The sequence below is a fragment of the Pseudomonas sp. TAA207 genome (genome assembly GCF_001529285.1).
GTDB lineage: Bacteria > Pseudomonadota > Gammaproteobacteria > Pseudomonadales > Pseudomonadaceae > Aquipseudomonas > Aquipseudomonas weihenstephanensis.
This window is the reverse complement of the sequence record NZ_LLWJ01000066.1, coordinates 226,903-241,114: the sequence shown is the minus strand read 5'-3', so window position 1 is coordinate 241,114 and position 14,212 is coordinate 226,903. Positions and strand designations below refer to the sequence as shown.

The following is a 14,212-nucleotide window of genomic DNA, read 5'->3' as shown; positions in this document are numbered from 1 at the left end:
CCGCCTGTTGGCGCAGCCGAACTACGAAGCTGCCTACGATATAGACCAAGACCCGCTGTGGACGCACACGCCCCAAGCGCTACCGATTGACGTATTGGCCTGATACCAGTGCGACCACTTAGGCACGCCGCAAGAACTCACCGACCCCAACGGCCAACTCGCTTGGAGTGCGCAGTACAAAGCGTGGGGTGAGATAAAAGAACAGCGTTCGGAATGGGCACAGCGTGAGGGCCTGACCAATCCGATCAGATTTCAGGGCCAGTATCACGATCACGAAACGGGGCTGCACTACAACCGCTATCGGTACTATGATCCACGGGTTGGGCGGTTTATCAGTAAAGACCCGATTGGATATGCTGGTGGTGCGAACCTCTTCCAATACGCCTCAAACAGCACAGGCTGGATTGATCCTTTAGGCTTGGCACGAAAATGCCAATTAGGCACCTACGGGAGTCTTACGGGAAAGACGAATACCGGTGATGCCCTGGATGCTCATGAATTTGTACGCAATGAAGCACTGGAGCAAATGGGGTTGACACCCGAAGGGGTTCGCAATAAATCTAACCCATCAATTGCTATCCCTCGCGGTATGCATACAGATGTCCACCGAAATGAAAATGCTTTGGCAGCTTTGCATCTCAATGTTGGCCGCGACGAGTTCCAATTTGGACCAAATGGACTACCCTCCAAACGTCAAATGGACGTATGGCAAGGTGCGCTAAGGACCTCAGGCTTACCCGCATCACGTGCTAGAGAACTACGCAAAGAAGCTGAAAACTTCCTTACTTCTTGCCCATGCCCCTGCAAATAACGGAGTGCAGAAGATGTTTAATGAATTAGTTTTTATCGATGGGACTCCAAGTAACTCTGAACCCTACCTTGGAGGCGACCCTTATCTGCCGACTGCTTTAGCTTGGCCTAAAGGCTCAGAAGGTGGGCCATTACTACACCTTGCCACCTTTCCAGCAGCGTTCATCAACAAATATACAAACTTCAACCTAGACACACAGTTGGTCATTTCAATTTTTACGCCTTATTCAAAAACTTCTGACGACTACATTGAAACCATCATGACCGAAGGAGGCAAAGTGATTGCTTATAAGCCTTCCATGCTACAGATGGGTGCCTATGCAGACCCTATTACTCCTTCAAAAAAAATAACGGTCATTGAAAACCCCAATGAAGATAGCAATGAGAATGGCATTGCTAAAATAGGAGGAATTCCAGCATGGATTCAAGATGATGAGAACTTAAAAACCCTGGATTACGCCCTCCAAATAAACAGCTCACGCTTAAATAAAGCAGCCCCCTACCACAAAGGCATACTCGTCGGCGGCATAGGGTATTTGATGCTTAAAAAAAATATCTCTTGTCAAGATATCGATGCAGGGAAATTCTTAATTCAAACAAGTTAGATTTTAAACAACATGAACATTCTTAACTTTTTTCCCACTGACGTCGTGCCACCACAATGAAAGACATCATCCGCCTAGGCGACTCCACCACCCATGGGGGTGTCGTGCTTGAAGCTTTTTCCCGGACTGACCTCAACGGTAAACCGATTGCCGGTGTGGGTCATAACGTCAGTTGCCCGTTATGCAAAGGGGTTTTTCCCATTGCCGAGGGCAGCGCGACTTACTCCGTTGACGGCATTGCCGTTGCACTCGATGGAATGAAGACGGCTTGTGGCGCGGCGCTAATAGCCAGTGGCCCTAAAGGCGCTGTTAGCAGTTGATTGTGCCTTCGCTTCACGCCAGAAAAGCTCTGTACACCTGCCTTAAATCCGTTTAATGCAGGTGTGCTTTCACCTGTTGGGGTACTCCCGGACCCGGCAAAGATTCAACCCTCCCGCACGTTCACATTTGCATCAACTTTAATGGATTAAACATGAACCTCAAGTTTTCAACCCTGTTGCTGGCAACCACCGTTTCTTTATGTTCTGTCGTTCAAGCAGCTCCCGCACCTGCTGCGGGCATGCCCGATGCTGCAACCCTGAAGCGCATCTATGACAACAGCCGGTCGATGTCGGGCTTGATTTCGTATTGTGTCGATCAAGGTGTATTGACCAATGAAAGCCAGACCAATGCCGCAAAAATGGTGGATTACGTCACTAACATGCCGGCTACGTTCGATAAAAGCGCGGGGGACGCGATGGAAAAAACCGGCCGTCAGGGCATGAGCCAAGGCAGTGATGGCAAACTTTCGAATATCAAAGATACCCAGCAAGGCCTTAAAGGCTGGTGTACAAGCGCAGACCAAGCCCTGCGCCTAGGCTTGAAATCCATGCAGCCATAAACAGTACGAGCGCTCATTAAGACGTTTGTACAGGATGCTTCGTTTCGATAGCCCATGAATGCTCAGGGCTGTCGGACTCGATAAGGATCATCCGGATATAACGCATCACAAGTGCCCATTCACTTATTGATATGTGAGTGGGCATTGGCTTACCCCTTTAAGGATTTTTTGTCATGGAAAGAATGTTCAGTGCCCGCCTGGCACCTTTGGCGTTTTCGTTATCTGCCTTATTTCTGGCGGGATGTAATGAAGATACCGCCCAGCCTGCTGCTCTCGCCTCGATGGTCATTCCAGTCTGTGTCAATGATGAATGCCTGGTACTGGATCAAAACGGTGCGATGTTGGTCAACGGCGATAATACGTATGCCGTGACATTGTCCATACCGCTGAATAACACGTTTATCTTTGCCGAAGACGGTCAATGGAATCTTGCCAATGCCAATGGCTCTCAGATCATTAAACCCAACTTCACGGATGGCCTGCGTTTGCTGACACCGGGTTATTTCGGTTTCGAACGTGATGGCAAGTTTGGCGTGATGGATCAGCAAGGTAATGAAGTTCAAGCGCCTGCGTATGATGAAATCTATTCAGGAGGTGACCTGCCACCGGGCATGGGTCAGTACATCGTCTACGGGATCGACGAAAAGTTCGGCCTGCTTGGCGCTGATGGGCATGTTGTCACTGAGCCGCTCTTCGACTCTCTAACAACATACAAAGACATCGCGCTGGCCGGCGGCTGGATTCTTGCCGAACGTGACGCTCAGAATTGGGTGATTAACCTCCAGACGGGGGAAACCAAACAGGTCGGCTTCGATAAGTTCGATGAATATGCCAACGACCATTTCGTGGTCTCGCTCGGTAGCAAGAAGGGCTTGGCAGACGCGTCAACCAAGCTGTTGACCGACCTCAAATATTACTGGATGGGCGTACCGGGCAATGGTTTGGTTGCGTTCAAGGAAAACCACGACAGCCTCTGCGGCTATCTGGATTTTCAGGGCAAGGTCGCCATTGCTCCGGCCTATGCAGAATGTGAGGTTTTTGGTCAGAAAGGCGCAATGGTTAAGCCCAAGACCGATGACGGCGGCAAGGGTAAATTCAGTTTCATCGCACGCACCGGGCAAGCACTGACTGAGCCGACGTTCGACTGGGTCGGACCTGCAGTGCATGCCCCGATGGGCATGTTCAAGAATGCCCCTGGCTATACCCAGACCGGCACGTTGCAAAATATGTTCGTGGCTTATTACGGCATTTTTGACACCGACAAGGGTATTGAACTGCTCAAGCCCGAATACGTGCAGGTAGGGGTTTTGACGCCTGATCTGTTTGTGTTTGCAAAGCCCGATTCGCCTACCAAAACCGTCACGTTTCTGGGCGCCGCCAATCAACAGCCCACGCTGGGCGTGATGAATGCCAGCGGCAAGGTGCTGATTGAACCCGGCCAGTATCTGCACATTACGCTGGACAAAAGTGGCCATTTTATCCGCGCCATGACCGAATCAACCCGCCAGACAAACACTGCGCTTTATGACCTGAAGGGCAAGCTCCTGGTGCCTGCCCAGTGGCAAGAAGTGGTTGTAGATCAAGCGCGCGGCGCGCTATTCGCTTACGCGCTGGAAGGTACGCCAAACGATGAAACCCGCAGCCTGCGAGCCTTGTATAGCCTCAACGGTACGCCAAGTTTTCAGACCCGCACGGTTGGCTGCGATGTGCAGCAAGTGATTGATGGCAGCGGCAAAGTAGTGTGGCCCACCGACCCGGAAAATTTCTGCGGCGAGCCAGAAGATGACGAGGCGGCTGACGCCCAATAACCGGATTAACCACCCAGCCGCCCTTGCTTGCTGCGCAATGGCGGCTTTGCTGTGACGCAGTTTGTTAAACAACGAAATAAGGTCAACACATGGAGTTGAGTGTGAACAATTTAAAGGCACTTACCGGCATCGCGCTGGACCAATTCATGGACCGTGTGGACGCTGAACGTCAGGAACACGATGCCGATACCGCGTTGGCGTCCCTGCGTGCTCAGCCGCTGAAGGCTGATTCTCTGGATGCCATCGACCGCCTGCATGTGTTGTGGGTGAACGCCGGGGATGCGCAGGCCGCCAAAGCCGTACTTGAGCAGGATGCTGCTGCGCTATTGCTGACCGTTCCTGGCGCGCAACAGCCTGAGCTGAACATGAATCTGGCTTTTTTGCGCTTGCGCCTGGCCAACTATTTGAATGAAGACAGCGCCATGCTTGAGCAGCTTGAAGCGCTGGCAGCGATGGCGACTCAAACGTTGGACTTCGACGTGGAGCATTATCGCCAGCACCGTCTTTTCGACGAACTGGAGTGCGGCAGCCTTGAGGTGGCGCTGCAAACCATTGAGGTGCGCCATCGCCTGGCAACTGCCAATCCTGATCGCGTTGCAGTGCAGGCCTGGGATCTGGCGGATCGGCATCAACGGCGTGCCGGGGTGCTGGCGGCTTATGAGCAACACGAACAGGCACGTGAGGCGGCATTACACGCCGTGACCGCCTTACGCACCGCAGGCGCCGATCAGGATGTCGATGCCGCCGACTGGGTATGGCTGGGGAATGCGCTGATCGAAATCATTCCTTTGCGCCTGGCAATGTTTGAACAACCTATCACCCAATTGACGGCACATTTACCCCTGCCTCAACAGCGCGAATGGGAAGTGCAAATGGCGCGTCTTGCTGCGCGTTCCAAATACGCGCAAGGCGAACTTGCCCAAGCACTGGAAATCTGTGCGGTGGCAACACTCAGCCTGGACTGTGAGGGAGGTCATAACTTCATCCACTGCCACTTACCGTGGCTGATGGAGAGCGGCCAGATCGACGCCGCTGGGCAGCGCGCATTTCACGACGTTTACGAACTGGGCAGCGAGCTATGGCCTGGCACTGTGCGCCTGGTGCATGAACGCCTGCAAGATCCCGAAGACCAGCGGGTGTGGTGGCCGTTGTGCGTGATGCGCGCCTGCGCCAGGCCTGAGGCGCTGCACGCGTTTATCGAAGCCCTGCCGCCCCTCGATACCTGCAGCACTGCGCCCTGCCCCTTGCTCGCAACCCTATATCAAGCCACCGATACTGCACAGAGACTAAACGAGGTCTTTGCCCTGGCCCGTGCCGAAGCGCAACGGCGAGCACCGGATCATTACTGGATCAAGCGTCTGGCGGCAGTGCACGATGGCGAGGCCGGCATCATTGATGCCCCGGCCCAATTGGCCTTGTTGCTGGAAGCTGCCCACGCCGGCAATTTGCAAGACAACCGTACCGCTTTCAGCCTGTTTACAGCCCGCGTGCATGCTCTGGGGGTGATTGCAGCACTGCGACACCCTGCTCCCATTTTTATCTGTGGCTTGCATGCTTATAACTACGCGGGCCACATAGACAATCTGATCGAAGAACAGTCTAAAGAGCTACCGGCTACAGAACGTCAAGAAGCCAAGGCGCTGCTGGCAAAAGCTCAAATCCATGCCTACGAGCAAGGATTGGCGCACATGGAGCGTTATTTCGCCAGCGGCACCGGGCATCCCTTCAATGCCTGCACGCATCTGTACTCCATGCTGTGTAACAACCTTGCGATTCAGTACCAATGCGCCCACGAACCTAGTCTGCAAGAACGTGCCATCAACCTGCATCAGCGTGGCATTCAAGCCAGTCCGTTTGCCGAGCACTATGACGGCATCCTTCGGGTATATCGCGATCAGAATAATCACTCGGCCATCGTTGAGGCTGCCGAACAGCTTTGGCATTACGCCCTTGAGTTTGGCTACGGCCGTCATGAACTCGACCAATATATTTGTGACGTTGCCTACGCCTTACTTACCTTGAATCGTAGTGGCGAAATTCTGATCTGGATTGAACGCTTGCTCAAATGCCAGGAAGCACAGGGCATCAGCGATCAGCAATTGACGGCTAACGGGCTGATTTCACGCATGGTGCTGGCACGCTATCTGGCGCACAGCCACCCCGACAATGCATATGCCTTGTGGCTGCGCTATGCCCCTCAAGTCGAGACCGCGAATATGCTGACGCTGATGGTCCAGGCCGCCTCGATGTTCAAGCGTTTGGGACGCAGGGCCGAAGCCATCGAGTATTACCAGCGCGCGTTATTAATCCGTTCAACCGAGGCCGACTGGGCGAACCCGGACGCCTCAGCCATAAAGAAAAGCATTGCAGAGCTGCAACGGGCTGAAAGAGCAGCCAATAAATGCTGGTGGCAGATATGGAAGTAGTGCCCCACCTGCACCACGGGGGTTACGCACCGCGTAATGCCTTAAATGCAGACGAGCTGAAACAGGGCATTACCGAGCGTAGCCAAACACGGGGCGATGAAACGTCGATCCGCGCATGGTTGCAGAACCACTTTTATCGCCATCTGGTAAGCAACTTTGAGCCTGCACAGCGTATCCACACTCAGGAAGATGCACTCACGGTACTGGGTTGCAGCCCGGCGCCGCGGTGGCTGAGCCGCCACTTCAATGAACAGGACAAGACCGTGCCACTGGTGTGGGTCGACCCCAAGGCGCCGCCCCTGCTGCTGCAGGAAGCATTGCTGGTGGAGTTTTTGGCGTCGCGCAGCGGCACGCCACTTGAGGGCAAACTTGAGCGCATTAATTGCCCTCAGGCGCTGATGTTGTGGGAAAAAGAGCATGCGCAAATGGTCACCCGTACAGCGCAAGGCTGGCGTGCCAGTCAGCCTCAAGCCCTGCGCAGCGTGGTGACGTGTGGTGAGCATACGTGGGTTGAGTTGCTGCCAAAAAGCCCATTGCTACGCGCCGAAATGGCCTATGAAAGCTATGCCATGCGCCATTGCCTGGGGCAGTTCGCCGATCGCAAAGCGCTGACCGGAGGCTATGGCGAATACTACGCCCACGCTGCTGAGAACGGTCACATGCGGTTGTTCAGTTTGCGTGACAGCCAAGGCCAGCCGCACATCACGCTCAGCATGACGGTGCACGCGAATGGCGAAATGACCATCGAGCAAGTGAAAGGCAAACAGAACCGTGCGCCCATTGAACGCTACGTTGAGCCGCTGCTGAGGGGCCTGAACGCACTGGGCACTGATCAACAATCACCACCGGACTGTATCGCCATGGGGATTGTGCGCACACACGCAGGCTGGATGCGTATCGAGCAGGTCAGCGATGCCAGCGACCAGACCCGGTTGGTGGTGCGTTATCCGCACCTGTTTGCTCGCCTTGCGGCGCCTTCGGCCATGGTCGAATGGCTGGTTGCAGCCCGTCAGGTCGACCTGTTGCAGCACGTCGAGCCGCAAGCCGCCTCGGTTCGGTATGCCGTACGCCACGTGCTCGACCCCCTCAACCCACCCGATCTGTCGGATAACCGACACTTCAGCACCGAGGGTGTGCCATGGGTTGGCCTGTCTTCTGCGCACGCGGCGGGCATCATCGATTGGCAAGCAAAAACACGGTGAAATATTTGCGATGGTAACGATTCTAATTATTACGATTTTATGCCTGAGTTGGTGGTCGTTCAGAAAGCCGCGCGCTGTCGCAGCTTCGCCCTTCACGCAACGCAAACAGTGGGCGCTGACACTGTCCCAACCCATGGTCGACGCCCAGGGGTTGCCCGGGTTCTATGACCCGGGCACCACCGCGTTTACAGACCAGACATTGGCGCAGATCAGAGGTCCACTTTTGCATCAATTGGGGTTTCGCAGCACCGCCACCGATGACGAAGTGCGTGCGCATCTGCAAGCAACCCTGGAGCGTCAGTGGTTTGGCCTGGACCTTGAGCATTTGTCGCCCGACGATGATCCTCGCGCAGCCATGGCCTTTGCCTGTATCCGCACAGCGTTTCTGATGCGCTGTGTGATGTTAATGACATGGCTGCCTGAGCAAACGGTTTGGCGCGTGCTGTTACTCAACGCCCAACGTGCACAGGATTGTTTTGCCAGTTGGGAGGATCTGGGCAAGGCGTTCATTGATGGCCGTCAGCAATGGGTAGCGGCCTTTCGGGCTGATCCTTTGGGTGAGCGTTTCAATGAAACGCGGTTGAATCAATTGCTGGCACCCAAGACAGGCGCATGGGCAGGCATGCCTTGGCGCGAGTTACCGGCCTTGAACCCGACGCCTGCGTGATAGCCCTACGCTCGTGATGACAAGGGGGCATTGCGGCCTTGAAAGCATAAGGCGCCCGCAAGAGTATCCTCGCGCGACGCCTCTTTGAGGCGTTGCTGAAAGCTTGGACATTGCTCATGGCTGGCCGATGGGCACGCGGCCGCACGACGCAGTTGATCACGCACCGCGCTGACTTTATCCAATAAACGGTCCAGCTCGTCAGCCTTGCGGGTGAGCTGTTGCCGGTCAAGTGTCACTTGGCCATTTTCTGCCAGCATCGGGGCAATTTCATCCAGTGAGAACGTCAGCGATTGCGCGAGTGCGATCAGTGCAAGACGGTCCAGCACGTCTGCGTTGAACACGCGACTCAAGCCACGTCGGCCTATTGAACGGATCAATCCTTTTTCTTCGTAGTAGCGCAAGGTCGATGCGGGCACCCCGCTACGCTTTGCGACTTCACCAATGCCCAACTCTTTCATGCTTGACCTCAAGTCGACTTGAACCTGCACACTCGCCTTTCAATTAACCCAAACGTCTGCCCGACAAGGGGAACCTGACATGAGCAGTGCTGAAATGATCGCCAGGATGGTAGGGATTGGCTTGGGGGCCACCCTGTTTATGGACCTCGTGGCCTGGCTGCGCAAGCGTCTTTTTAATGTGCAATCACTCGATTACGCACTCGTAGGCCGATGGTTAGGCCATATGCTTTCGGGCACGTTCAGCCATGCCTCAATTAACAGCGCCCGCCCCACGCGGCATGAGCGCCTGATTGGCTGGGGATTTCACTACCTGACCGGCGTTGTCTTTGCAGGCTTGCTGGTGGCGGCCGTCGGTAAAGATTGGCTCTATCAGCCCACGTTGGTTGCCGCCTTGCTTGCAGGCTTGCTTAGCGTTGCGGTGCCGTGGGTGATTATGCAGCCCGCGTTTGGCATGGGTATCGCGGCTGCAAACACTCCCAATCCGCGCCTGGCACGCCAAAAAAGCCTGCTCACGCACCTGACCTTTGGCCTTGGCTTATATGTGGCGGGCTGGCTGCTGGTTTAGTGGCAGGACACTTTCCACAACTGGTCCAGCCGAGTGGTGTAACTCTGACTCATCAGGTCTCGGCGCATGCCCCAGTCTGGATGACTCGGCACACTGGCCGCACGCAGCGTCCCCCTGCCCCAGCGGTTGTTGATCTGGTCAAGGACGGCCATCACCTTGCTGGCTTCGGCGGGCTGGTTAAGGGCAAACAGGTCATCGGAAAACTCGCCCGGTTGGCGCAAGTCGAGCAGCATGACTTCGGCCTTGCTGTATTTGAACCCGGGCTGAAAAACATGCTCCACCGCCTCGACGGCGGTTTTAGTGAGCAGGCGCACGTCATCGGTCGGGTATGGCAACGTCACCACCACCCCTTTGGCGTATTTGGCCTCGTCGGGGTTGAACATCCCGGTACGAATGCTGACGCGCACCTTACGGCAATAAGACTTCTGTTCCCGCAGCTTTTGCGAGGCACGCATCATGTACGTCGCGACCGCTTCTTTGATCGGCGCTATGTCGCTCAAACGTTTGCCAAACATTCGGCTGCAACAGATTTCTTGTTTCGGCGGGTCGGGTTGATCCAGCTCCAGGCACGGCGTGCCCGCCAATTCACGGGCGGTTTTTTCGATCACCACGCTGAATTTTTTACGCAGCATCCAGGGGTCGGCTTTCGCCAAATGCATGGCCTTGGTAATGCCCATGCCTTCCAGGTGCGCGCTCATGCGCCGCCCAATCCCCCAAACATCCGAAACGGGTGTATTGCGCAGCGCCCAGTCTCGCGAAATATCCGGGCACAAATTGACCACCCCACCCGTTTGCTCCTGCAAACGTTTAGCTGTGTGGTTGGCCAGCTTGGCCAACGTTTTGGTCGCCGCGATACCGACACCGACCGGGATACCGGTGCATTGCAAGATACGTGCTCGCAATTGCCGGCTTACCTCGGTGACATCTGTAATACCGGTCATGTCCGCGAACGCTTCATCGATGCTGTACACCTCGACGGCAGGCACTTGAGCCTCGATCAGGCTCATCACCCGTTCACTCATGTCGCCGTACAACGCATAGTTCGAGGAGAACGCCCGGATACCGTGCTGCTGCAGGCACTGTTTGATCTGAAAATAGGGCGCACCCATTTTGATAAACGGTTTGGCGTCATAGCTGCGGGCAATCACACAGCCATCGTTGTTGCTCAACACCACAATCGGCACCTTGGCCAAGTCCGGGCGAAACACGCGCTCGCAACTGGCATAGAAGCTGTTGCAGTCGATCAGGGCGAACACCGGCTTGGGGTCAGTGACCATGAGTGCGCACCGTATGGGTGATCACACCCCAAATCGAAAGCTCATCGCCCTCCATGATGTAGCGGTTGGGGTATTTAGGGTTTTCAGAGATCAGGATGAGCGTGTTGCCCTTCTTCGACAGCCGTTTGCAGATCGGGTCGTTATTGAGCAGCGCCACCACCACATGCCCGTGGCCCGCCTCAATCGCGCGGTCGACCACGGCCAGGTCACCTGAAAAAATCCCCGCGTCCTGCATGCTGTCGCCCTCAATGGTGACGAGATAGACATGGGCCGCGCGGATATTGAGCGCTTGATCGAGGGAGATGTGCTTCTCGATATGGTCCGCTGCCGGTGACGGAAAACCGGCAGGCACCTTGAACGAACACAACGGTCGGCGAACACCACCTTCAGCCAGAGGACCCAAAACCGTGAAACCCATGACGCACGCCTTATCTGATAACTGTATAGACATACAGTAAACTGCGACAAGCGTTGCAGGTCAATTTATCTGTAGGAAATTTCGACGAGAGGCACGGCAAGAAGTGTCATGCCCTGCCGGGTAGGGCCCCGTGTTGAGCGTCAGGATCACCTTTATGCGACCAGAGGGAGAGCGCTTGTTTACCTTGAGCTTTGGCCCCTCGGATCTGGTCGCCTTGTTCCTGGCGGCCAGTGTCATGATCGTTGCCCGCAGCTTGCACCGTGCATGCGGGTTGGCGCGCGAAAATCAGCAGTTTGTTTAAGAGGTAAACATGCCCATCGAAATCAAGCTGGACGTGATGCTGGCCATGCGCAAGGTAAAGTCCAAGGACTTGGCACAGATCATCGGTATCACCGAACAAAACCTTTCGCTCCTCAAACAAGGAAAGGTCAAAGGCATAAGGCTGGCGACACTGGAGGCCATTTGTGCAGCACTGGACTGCCAGCCGGGTGACCTGCTGCACTAGCGGGCTGATGAAGATCGTTGATACGCAACATTGCCGATCACTGCGCTGCCCGCTCGCTGCCTATGCCAGCAAACGGGTAACCGCGCTTTGCGCTTGCACCCTTGACGGCTTCCATCCGGCCGTCCTGGCGGATTATCAACCTCAAACCTCATCCCACTAGAATTTAATTCTAATTAGTAATTTAAAAACCGAATAAAAAGCAAAAATAAACACGCAAAGCATCGGTATCATTTTTCGACACTCTCAGCCAAGACTGACGACCATGCACGATGCCACCACTCACTATCTCCATTGCGGCAGAGACTCCGAGGCCTACGGCGGGTTGATCAATACCCCGGTATTTAGGGGTTCAACCGTACTGGCCAAAGATTTCAGCAGTTGGGAGGCCAGCAAAAAAGATGGCAACCCATACGCCCACTACGGGCGCTTTGGCACGCCGACAACCCGCGCCTTCGAGGACGCCATCGCCGAACTGGAAGGTGGCCACTCAAGCCTGGTATTCCCCTCAGGCCTGGCCGCTTGCGTACATGCCCTGCTCGCCTTCGTGAGTGCCGGTGATCATGTGCTGATCACCGATAACATTTACGGCCCGACACGTGCTTTTGTCAGCACGGTACTGACGCGCCTTGGTGTAGCGGTGGAGTTCTTTGCGCCCAGCGCAGGTACGAACATTGCGCAGCAACTGCGAGCCAATACGCGCGTGGTGTTCACCGAATCACCCGGTTCGCTGACGTTTGAGGTGTGCGACCTGCCGGCCATTTGCCAGGCGGCCCACAGCGTGGGCGCCTTTGTGCTGCTCGACAATACGTGGGCCTCGCCGCTCTATTTCAAACCGTTCGAACATGGCGTGGATGTGTCGATACAGGCTGCAACCAAATATATCGTCGGTCATTCGGATGCCTTGCTAGGGGTCGCTACGGCCAACGAACGGGCATGGCCCCTGTTAAAAGCCGGCGCCCATGACTTTGGCCAAACCGCCAGCCCGGATGACCTGTTCCTGGCGCTGAGAGGCCTGCGTACCCTGCCCGTACGGTTGCAACGGCATTGGAGCAACGGCGTCGAATTGGCCAGCAGCCTGGCACACCATCCGTTGATCACTCGCGTCATGCACCCCGCGCTGCCTGGCGACCCCGGCCATGACCTGTGGAAGCGCGACTTTCTGGGTGCCAGTGGACTGTTCGGCATTGAGGTCAATACACAAGACCCGGTGGTATTGGCCCGCCTATTCGACAACTTAAAACTGTTTGGCATCGGGCTTTCATGGGGCGGCTTTGAAAGCCTGGTCGTGCCCGTAGGCCAGCCTCAGCGCAATCATTGCACCCCGGCGCAGGGCTATCTGATCCGTGTGCATGCGGGGCTGGAGCACATCAATGATTTGCAGCACGACTTCCATCGTGCGCTGGACATCGCGCTCAACAAGCCCTGTGTGGCGGTCGCCTGAGGCTGACCGATGGAACCGTCAGGGGGCATAGCGCAGTGGCAGGCTCGTCGAGTACTTGATCTGCTCCATCGAGAAACTCGAGCTGATGTCCGACAGGCCCGGTATACGAATCAACTGTTTGTAGACCGCGTCATAAGCGGCGACATCAGGCACTGCCACGCGCAACAGGTAGTCGGTATCACCGGCCATGCGGTACACCTCCAGCACTTCGTCGATTGCAGACACCGAGGCATGAAAACCGTCAAGCCAGTCCGGGTTGTGCTGGGTGGTCTTGATCGACACGAACACAATCACCCCCACGTTCAGTTTTTTACCGTCCAGCAACGCAACGCGGCCACGAATAATGCCCGCCTCTTCGAGTTTCTGGATCCGGCGCCAGCAGGCCGTGGTACCCAGCCCGATTTTTTCGGCGATATCACCTACCGCACGCGTGCAGTCAGTTTGCAAGATTTGCAGAATTGCCTTATCCAGCTTGTCCATGAAAAGTTGAGGCCTTATGCGCAGGAGATGAAGAAACAGCCCGTGGAAACCACGGCATATTCCGACACTCCACCCGCAGACGCTACCGGACTTTTGCGTACCAGGCATCAATCAGGCCGCCTGAACAAGCTTCAAATAACCGTCGCAGACAGTTGCAGCAGCGCCTCATCGGGTTTTTAGGGCATTCAGACGTCTGTACACTGGCCCGCCTTACACCCCAGACAAGAGCTCCCCATGACTACCCCTGATCTGACCTTTATCCCTGATCCTGACCCCGCCTCCATTTCGTCTGATGTCGCCTGTTTTGCCGGCGTACTGGTGTCTACCCAGATCCCGACACATGCCGATGGCAGCCTCGAACTGGGCGGTATCACCGAACAGAGCGAATGCACGCTACAGGCGCTAAAAGTTGCACTGGAGCGGGCAGGCAGTTCAATGGAGCGCGTTATGCACCTGACCATTTACCTCACCGACATGGCTGACCGGGCTGCTTTCAATGAGGTGTACAAGCGTTTCTTCAGCCAACCATGGCCCGTTCGCGCAGCGGTGGGCGTTGCCTCCCTGGCAGTCGCAGGCATGCGCGTTGAAGTGACCGCCATGGCCGCCAAAGGCTGATGGTGTAACTCAGCGCACGGGCATGGTTTTCTGGCCGCTCTGATAGTGGATGCCT

Annotated in this window: 16 protein-coding genes and 1 pseudogene; 13 read left to right on the top strand and 4 right to left on the bottom strand. The window is 55.6% G+C overall.

Annotated features, from left to right (window positions below):
* The 8 genes and pseudogenes from AP059_RS23245 to AP059_RS13245 form a co-directional block, all read left to right on the top strand.
* A pseudogene (locus AP059_RS23245) lies at positions 1-424 on the top strand (RHS repeat-associated core domain-containing protein); the annotation flags it as partial.
* A 400-nt stretch (positions 425-824) separates the two neighbouring features.
* On the top strand, positions 825-1,415 hold the full coding sequence (locus AP059_RS22555; protein WP_177332384.1) for a DUF1963 domain-containing protein: 591 nt from the start codon (positions 825-827) through the stop codon (positions 1,413-1,415).
* Between the two features lie 56 nt (positions 1,416-1,471).
* Positions 1,472-1,735 (top strand): PAAR domain-containing protein, encoded by a 264-nt coding sequence (locus AP059_RS22060; RefSeq protein ID WP_048365530.1) that lies wholly within the window; start codon positions 1,472-1,474, stop codon positions 1,733-1,735.
* Positions 1,736-1,887: 152 nt separating this feature from the next.
* Positions 1,888-2,295: a hypothetical protein gene (locus AP059_RS13265; RefSeq protein WP_059763219.1), complete on the top strand. Its 408-nt coding sequence runs from the start codon at positions 1,888-1,890 to the stop codon at positions 2,293-2,295.
* A 173-nt stretch (positions 2,296-2,468) separates the two neighbouring features.
* Positions 2,469-4,103: a WG repeat-containing protein gene (locus AP059_RS13260; RefSeq protein WP_059763220.1), complete on the top strand. Its 1,635-nt coding sequence runs from the start codon at positions 2,469-2,471 to the stop codon at positions 4,101-4,103.
* Between the two features lie 101 nt (positions 4,104-4,204).
* Entirely contained in the window at positions 4,205-6,529 is a 2,325-nt protein-coding gene (locus AP059_RS13255; RefSeq protein ID WP_256209852.1) for a hypothetical protein, read from the top strand.
* Complete coding sequence (locus AP059_RS13250) at positions 6,505-7,731, top strand: PcfJ domain-containing protein (protein WP_256209851.1); 1,227 nt, start codon at positions 6,505-6,507, stop codon at positions 7,729-7,731. Before AP059_RS13255 ends, AP059_RS13250 begins: the two co-directional genes overlap by 25 nt.
* A 133-nt stretch (positions 7,732-7,864) precedes the next feature.
* Positions 7,865-8,398 carry a DUF1266 domain-containing protein gene (locus AP059_RS13245; RefSeq protein ID WP_256209850.1) on the top strand — a complete coding sequence of 178 codons (534 nt, stop codon included), beginning with the start codon at positions 7,865-7,867 and terminating at the stop codon, positions 8,396-8,398.
* A gap of 5 nt (positions 8,399-8,403) precedes the next feature.
* Here the strand turns inward: AP059_RS13245 and AP059_RS13240 are convergent, their stop codons facing one another.
* Positions 8,404-8,856 (bottom strand): helix-turn-helix domain-containing protein, encoded by a 453-nt coding sequence (locus AP059_RS13240; RefSeq protein WP_059763223.1) that lies wholly within the window; start codon positions 8,854-8,856, stop codon positions 8,404-8,406.
* A gap of 79 nt (positions 8,857-8,935) precedes the next feature.
* On the opposite strand from AP059_RS13240, the gene AP059_RS13235 reads away from it, so the two are divergent.
* Entirely contained in the window at positions 8,936-9,421 is a 486-nt protein-coding gene (locus AP059_RS13235) for a DUF2938 domain-containing protein (protein WP_059763224.1), read from the top strand.
* On the opposite strand, the gene umuC is transcribed toward AP059_RS13235, so the two are convergent.
* Both umuC and AP059_RS13225 read right to left on the bottom strand, forming a co-directional pair.
* On the bottom strand, positions 9,418-10,698 hold the full coding sequence (gene umuC / locus AP059_RS13230; protein ID WP_059763225.1) for a translesion error-prone DNA polymerase V subunit UmuC: 1,281 nt from the start codon (positions 10,696-10,698) through the stop codon (positions 9,418-9,420). The two genes, AP059_RS13235 and umuC, sit on opposite strands and share 4 nt — an antisense overlap.
* Positions 10,688-11,116, bottom strand: a complete 429-nt coding sequence (locus tag AP059_RS13225; protein ID WP_059763226.1) for a LexA family protein — start codon at positions 11,114-11,116, stop codon at positions 10,688-10,690. Before AP059_RS13225 ends, umuC begins: the two co-directional genes overlap by 11 nt.
* A 154-nt stretch (positions 11,117-11,270) precedes the next feature.
* Between AP059_RS13225 and AP059_RS22055 the strand changes: the two genes are divergently transcribed.
* The 3 genes from AP059_RS22055 (at position 11,271) to metC (ending at position 13,062) form a co-directional block, all read left to right on the top strand.
* Positions 11,271-11,417 (top strand): hypothetical protein, encoded by a 147-nt coding sequence (locus AP059_RS22055; protein ID WP_177332382.1) that lies wholly within the window; start codon positions 11,271-11,273, stop codon positions 11,415-11,417.
* A gap of 9 nt (positions 11,418-11,426) precedes the next feature.
* Positions 11,427-11,621 (top strand): helix-turn-helix domain-containing protein, encoded by a 195-nt coding sequence (locus AP059_RS13220; RefSeq protein ID WP_059763227.1) that lies wholly within the window; start codon positions 11,427-11,429, stop codon positions 11,619-11,621.
* A gap of 262 nt (positions 11,622-11,883) precedes the next feature.
* Positions 11,884-13,062 (top strand): cystathionine beta-lyase, encoded by a 1,179-nt coding sequence (gene metC, locus AP059_RS13215; RefSeq protein ID WP_059763228.1) that lies wholly within the window; start codon positions 11,884-11,886, stop codon positions 13,060-13,062.
* An 18-nt stretch (positions 13,063-13,080) separates the two neighbouring features.
* Here metC and AP059_RS13210 read toward each other — a convergent pair whose 3' ends face one another.
* Positions 13,081-13,542, bottom strand: coding sequence for an Lrp/AsnC family transcriptional regulator (locus AP059_RS13210; RefSeq protein ID WP_059763229.1), 462 nt, complete (start codon positions 13,540-13,542; stop codon positions 13,081-13,083).
* Between the two features lie 234 nt (positions 13,543-13,776).
* Here AP059_RS13210 and AP059_RS13205 point away from each other — a divergent pair, with 234 nt between their 5' ends.
* A complete protein-coding gene (locus AP059_RS13205) occupies positions 13,777-14,157 on the top strand; it encodes a RidA family protein (protein ID WP_048365519.1) in 381 nt (126 codons plus the stop codon).
* The last annotated feature ends 55 nt before the right edge of the window (positions 14,158-14,212 follow it).

Excerpts from the sequence above, each read along its gene's own strand:
- metC (WP_059763228.1), top strand. The coding sequence starts at position 11,884 with ATGCACGATGCCACCACTCACTATCTCCATTGCGGCAGAGACTCCGAG.
- AP059_RS13250 (WP_256209851.1), top strand. The coding sequence starts at position 6,505 with ATGCTGGTGGCAGATATGGAAGTAGTGCCCCACCTGCACCACGGGGGT.
- AP059_RS13235 (WP_059763224.1), top strand. The coding sequence starts at position 8,936 with ATGAGCAGTGCTGAAATGATCGCCAGGATGGTAGGGATTGGCTTGGGG.
- AP059_RS13265 (WP_059763219.1), top strand. The coding sequence starts at position 1,888 with ATGAACCTCAAGTTTTCAACCCTGTTGCTGGCAACCACCGTTTCTTTA.
- AP059_RS13210 (WP_059763229.1), bottom strand. The coding sequence starts at position 13,542 with ATGGACAAGCTGGATAAGGCAATTCTGCAAATCTTGCAAACTGACTGC.
- umuC (WP_059763225.1), bottom strand. The coding sequence starts at position 10,698 with ATGGTCACTGACCCCAAGCCGGTGTTCGCCCTGATCGACTGCAACAGC.
- AP059_RS13260 (WP_059763220.1), top strand. The coding sequence starts at position 2,469 with ATGGAAAGAATGTTCAGTGCCCGCCTGGCACCTTTGGCGTTTTCGTTA.
- AP059_RS13245 (WP_256209850.1), top strand. The coding sequence starts at position 7,865 with ATGGTCGACGCCCAGGGGTTGCCCGGGTTCTATGACCCGGGCACCACC.
- AP059_RS22555 (WP_177332384.1), top strand. The coding sequence starts at position 825 with ATGTTTAATGAATTAGTTTTTATCGATGGGACTCCAAGTAACTCTGAA.
- AP059_RS22060 (WP_048365530.1), top strand. The coding sequence starts at position 1,472 with ATGAAAGACATCATCCGCCTAGGCGACTCCACCACCCATGGGGGTGTC.
- AP059_RS22055 (WP_177332382.1), top strand. The coding sequence starts at position 11,271 with ATGCGACCAGAGGGAGAGCGCTTGTTTACCTTGAGCTTTGGCCCCTCG.
- AP059_RS13205 (WP_048365519.1), top strand. The coding sequence starts at position 13,777 with ATGACTACCCCTGATCTGACCTTTATCCCTGATCCTGACCCCGCCTCC.
- AP059_RS13225 (WP_059763226.1), bottom strand. The coding sequence starts at position 11,116 with ATGGGTTTCACGGTTTTGGGTCCTCTGGCTGAAGGTGGTGTTCGCCGA.
- AP059_RS13240 (WP_059763223.1), bottom strand. The coding sequence starts at position 8,856 with ATGAAAGAGTTGGGCATTGGTGAAGTCGCAAAGCGTAGCGGGGTGCCC.
- AP059_RS13220 (WP_059763227.1), top strand. The coding sequence starts at position 11,427 with ATGCCCATCGAAATCAAGCTGGACGTGATGCTGGCCATGCGCAAGGTA.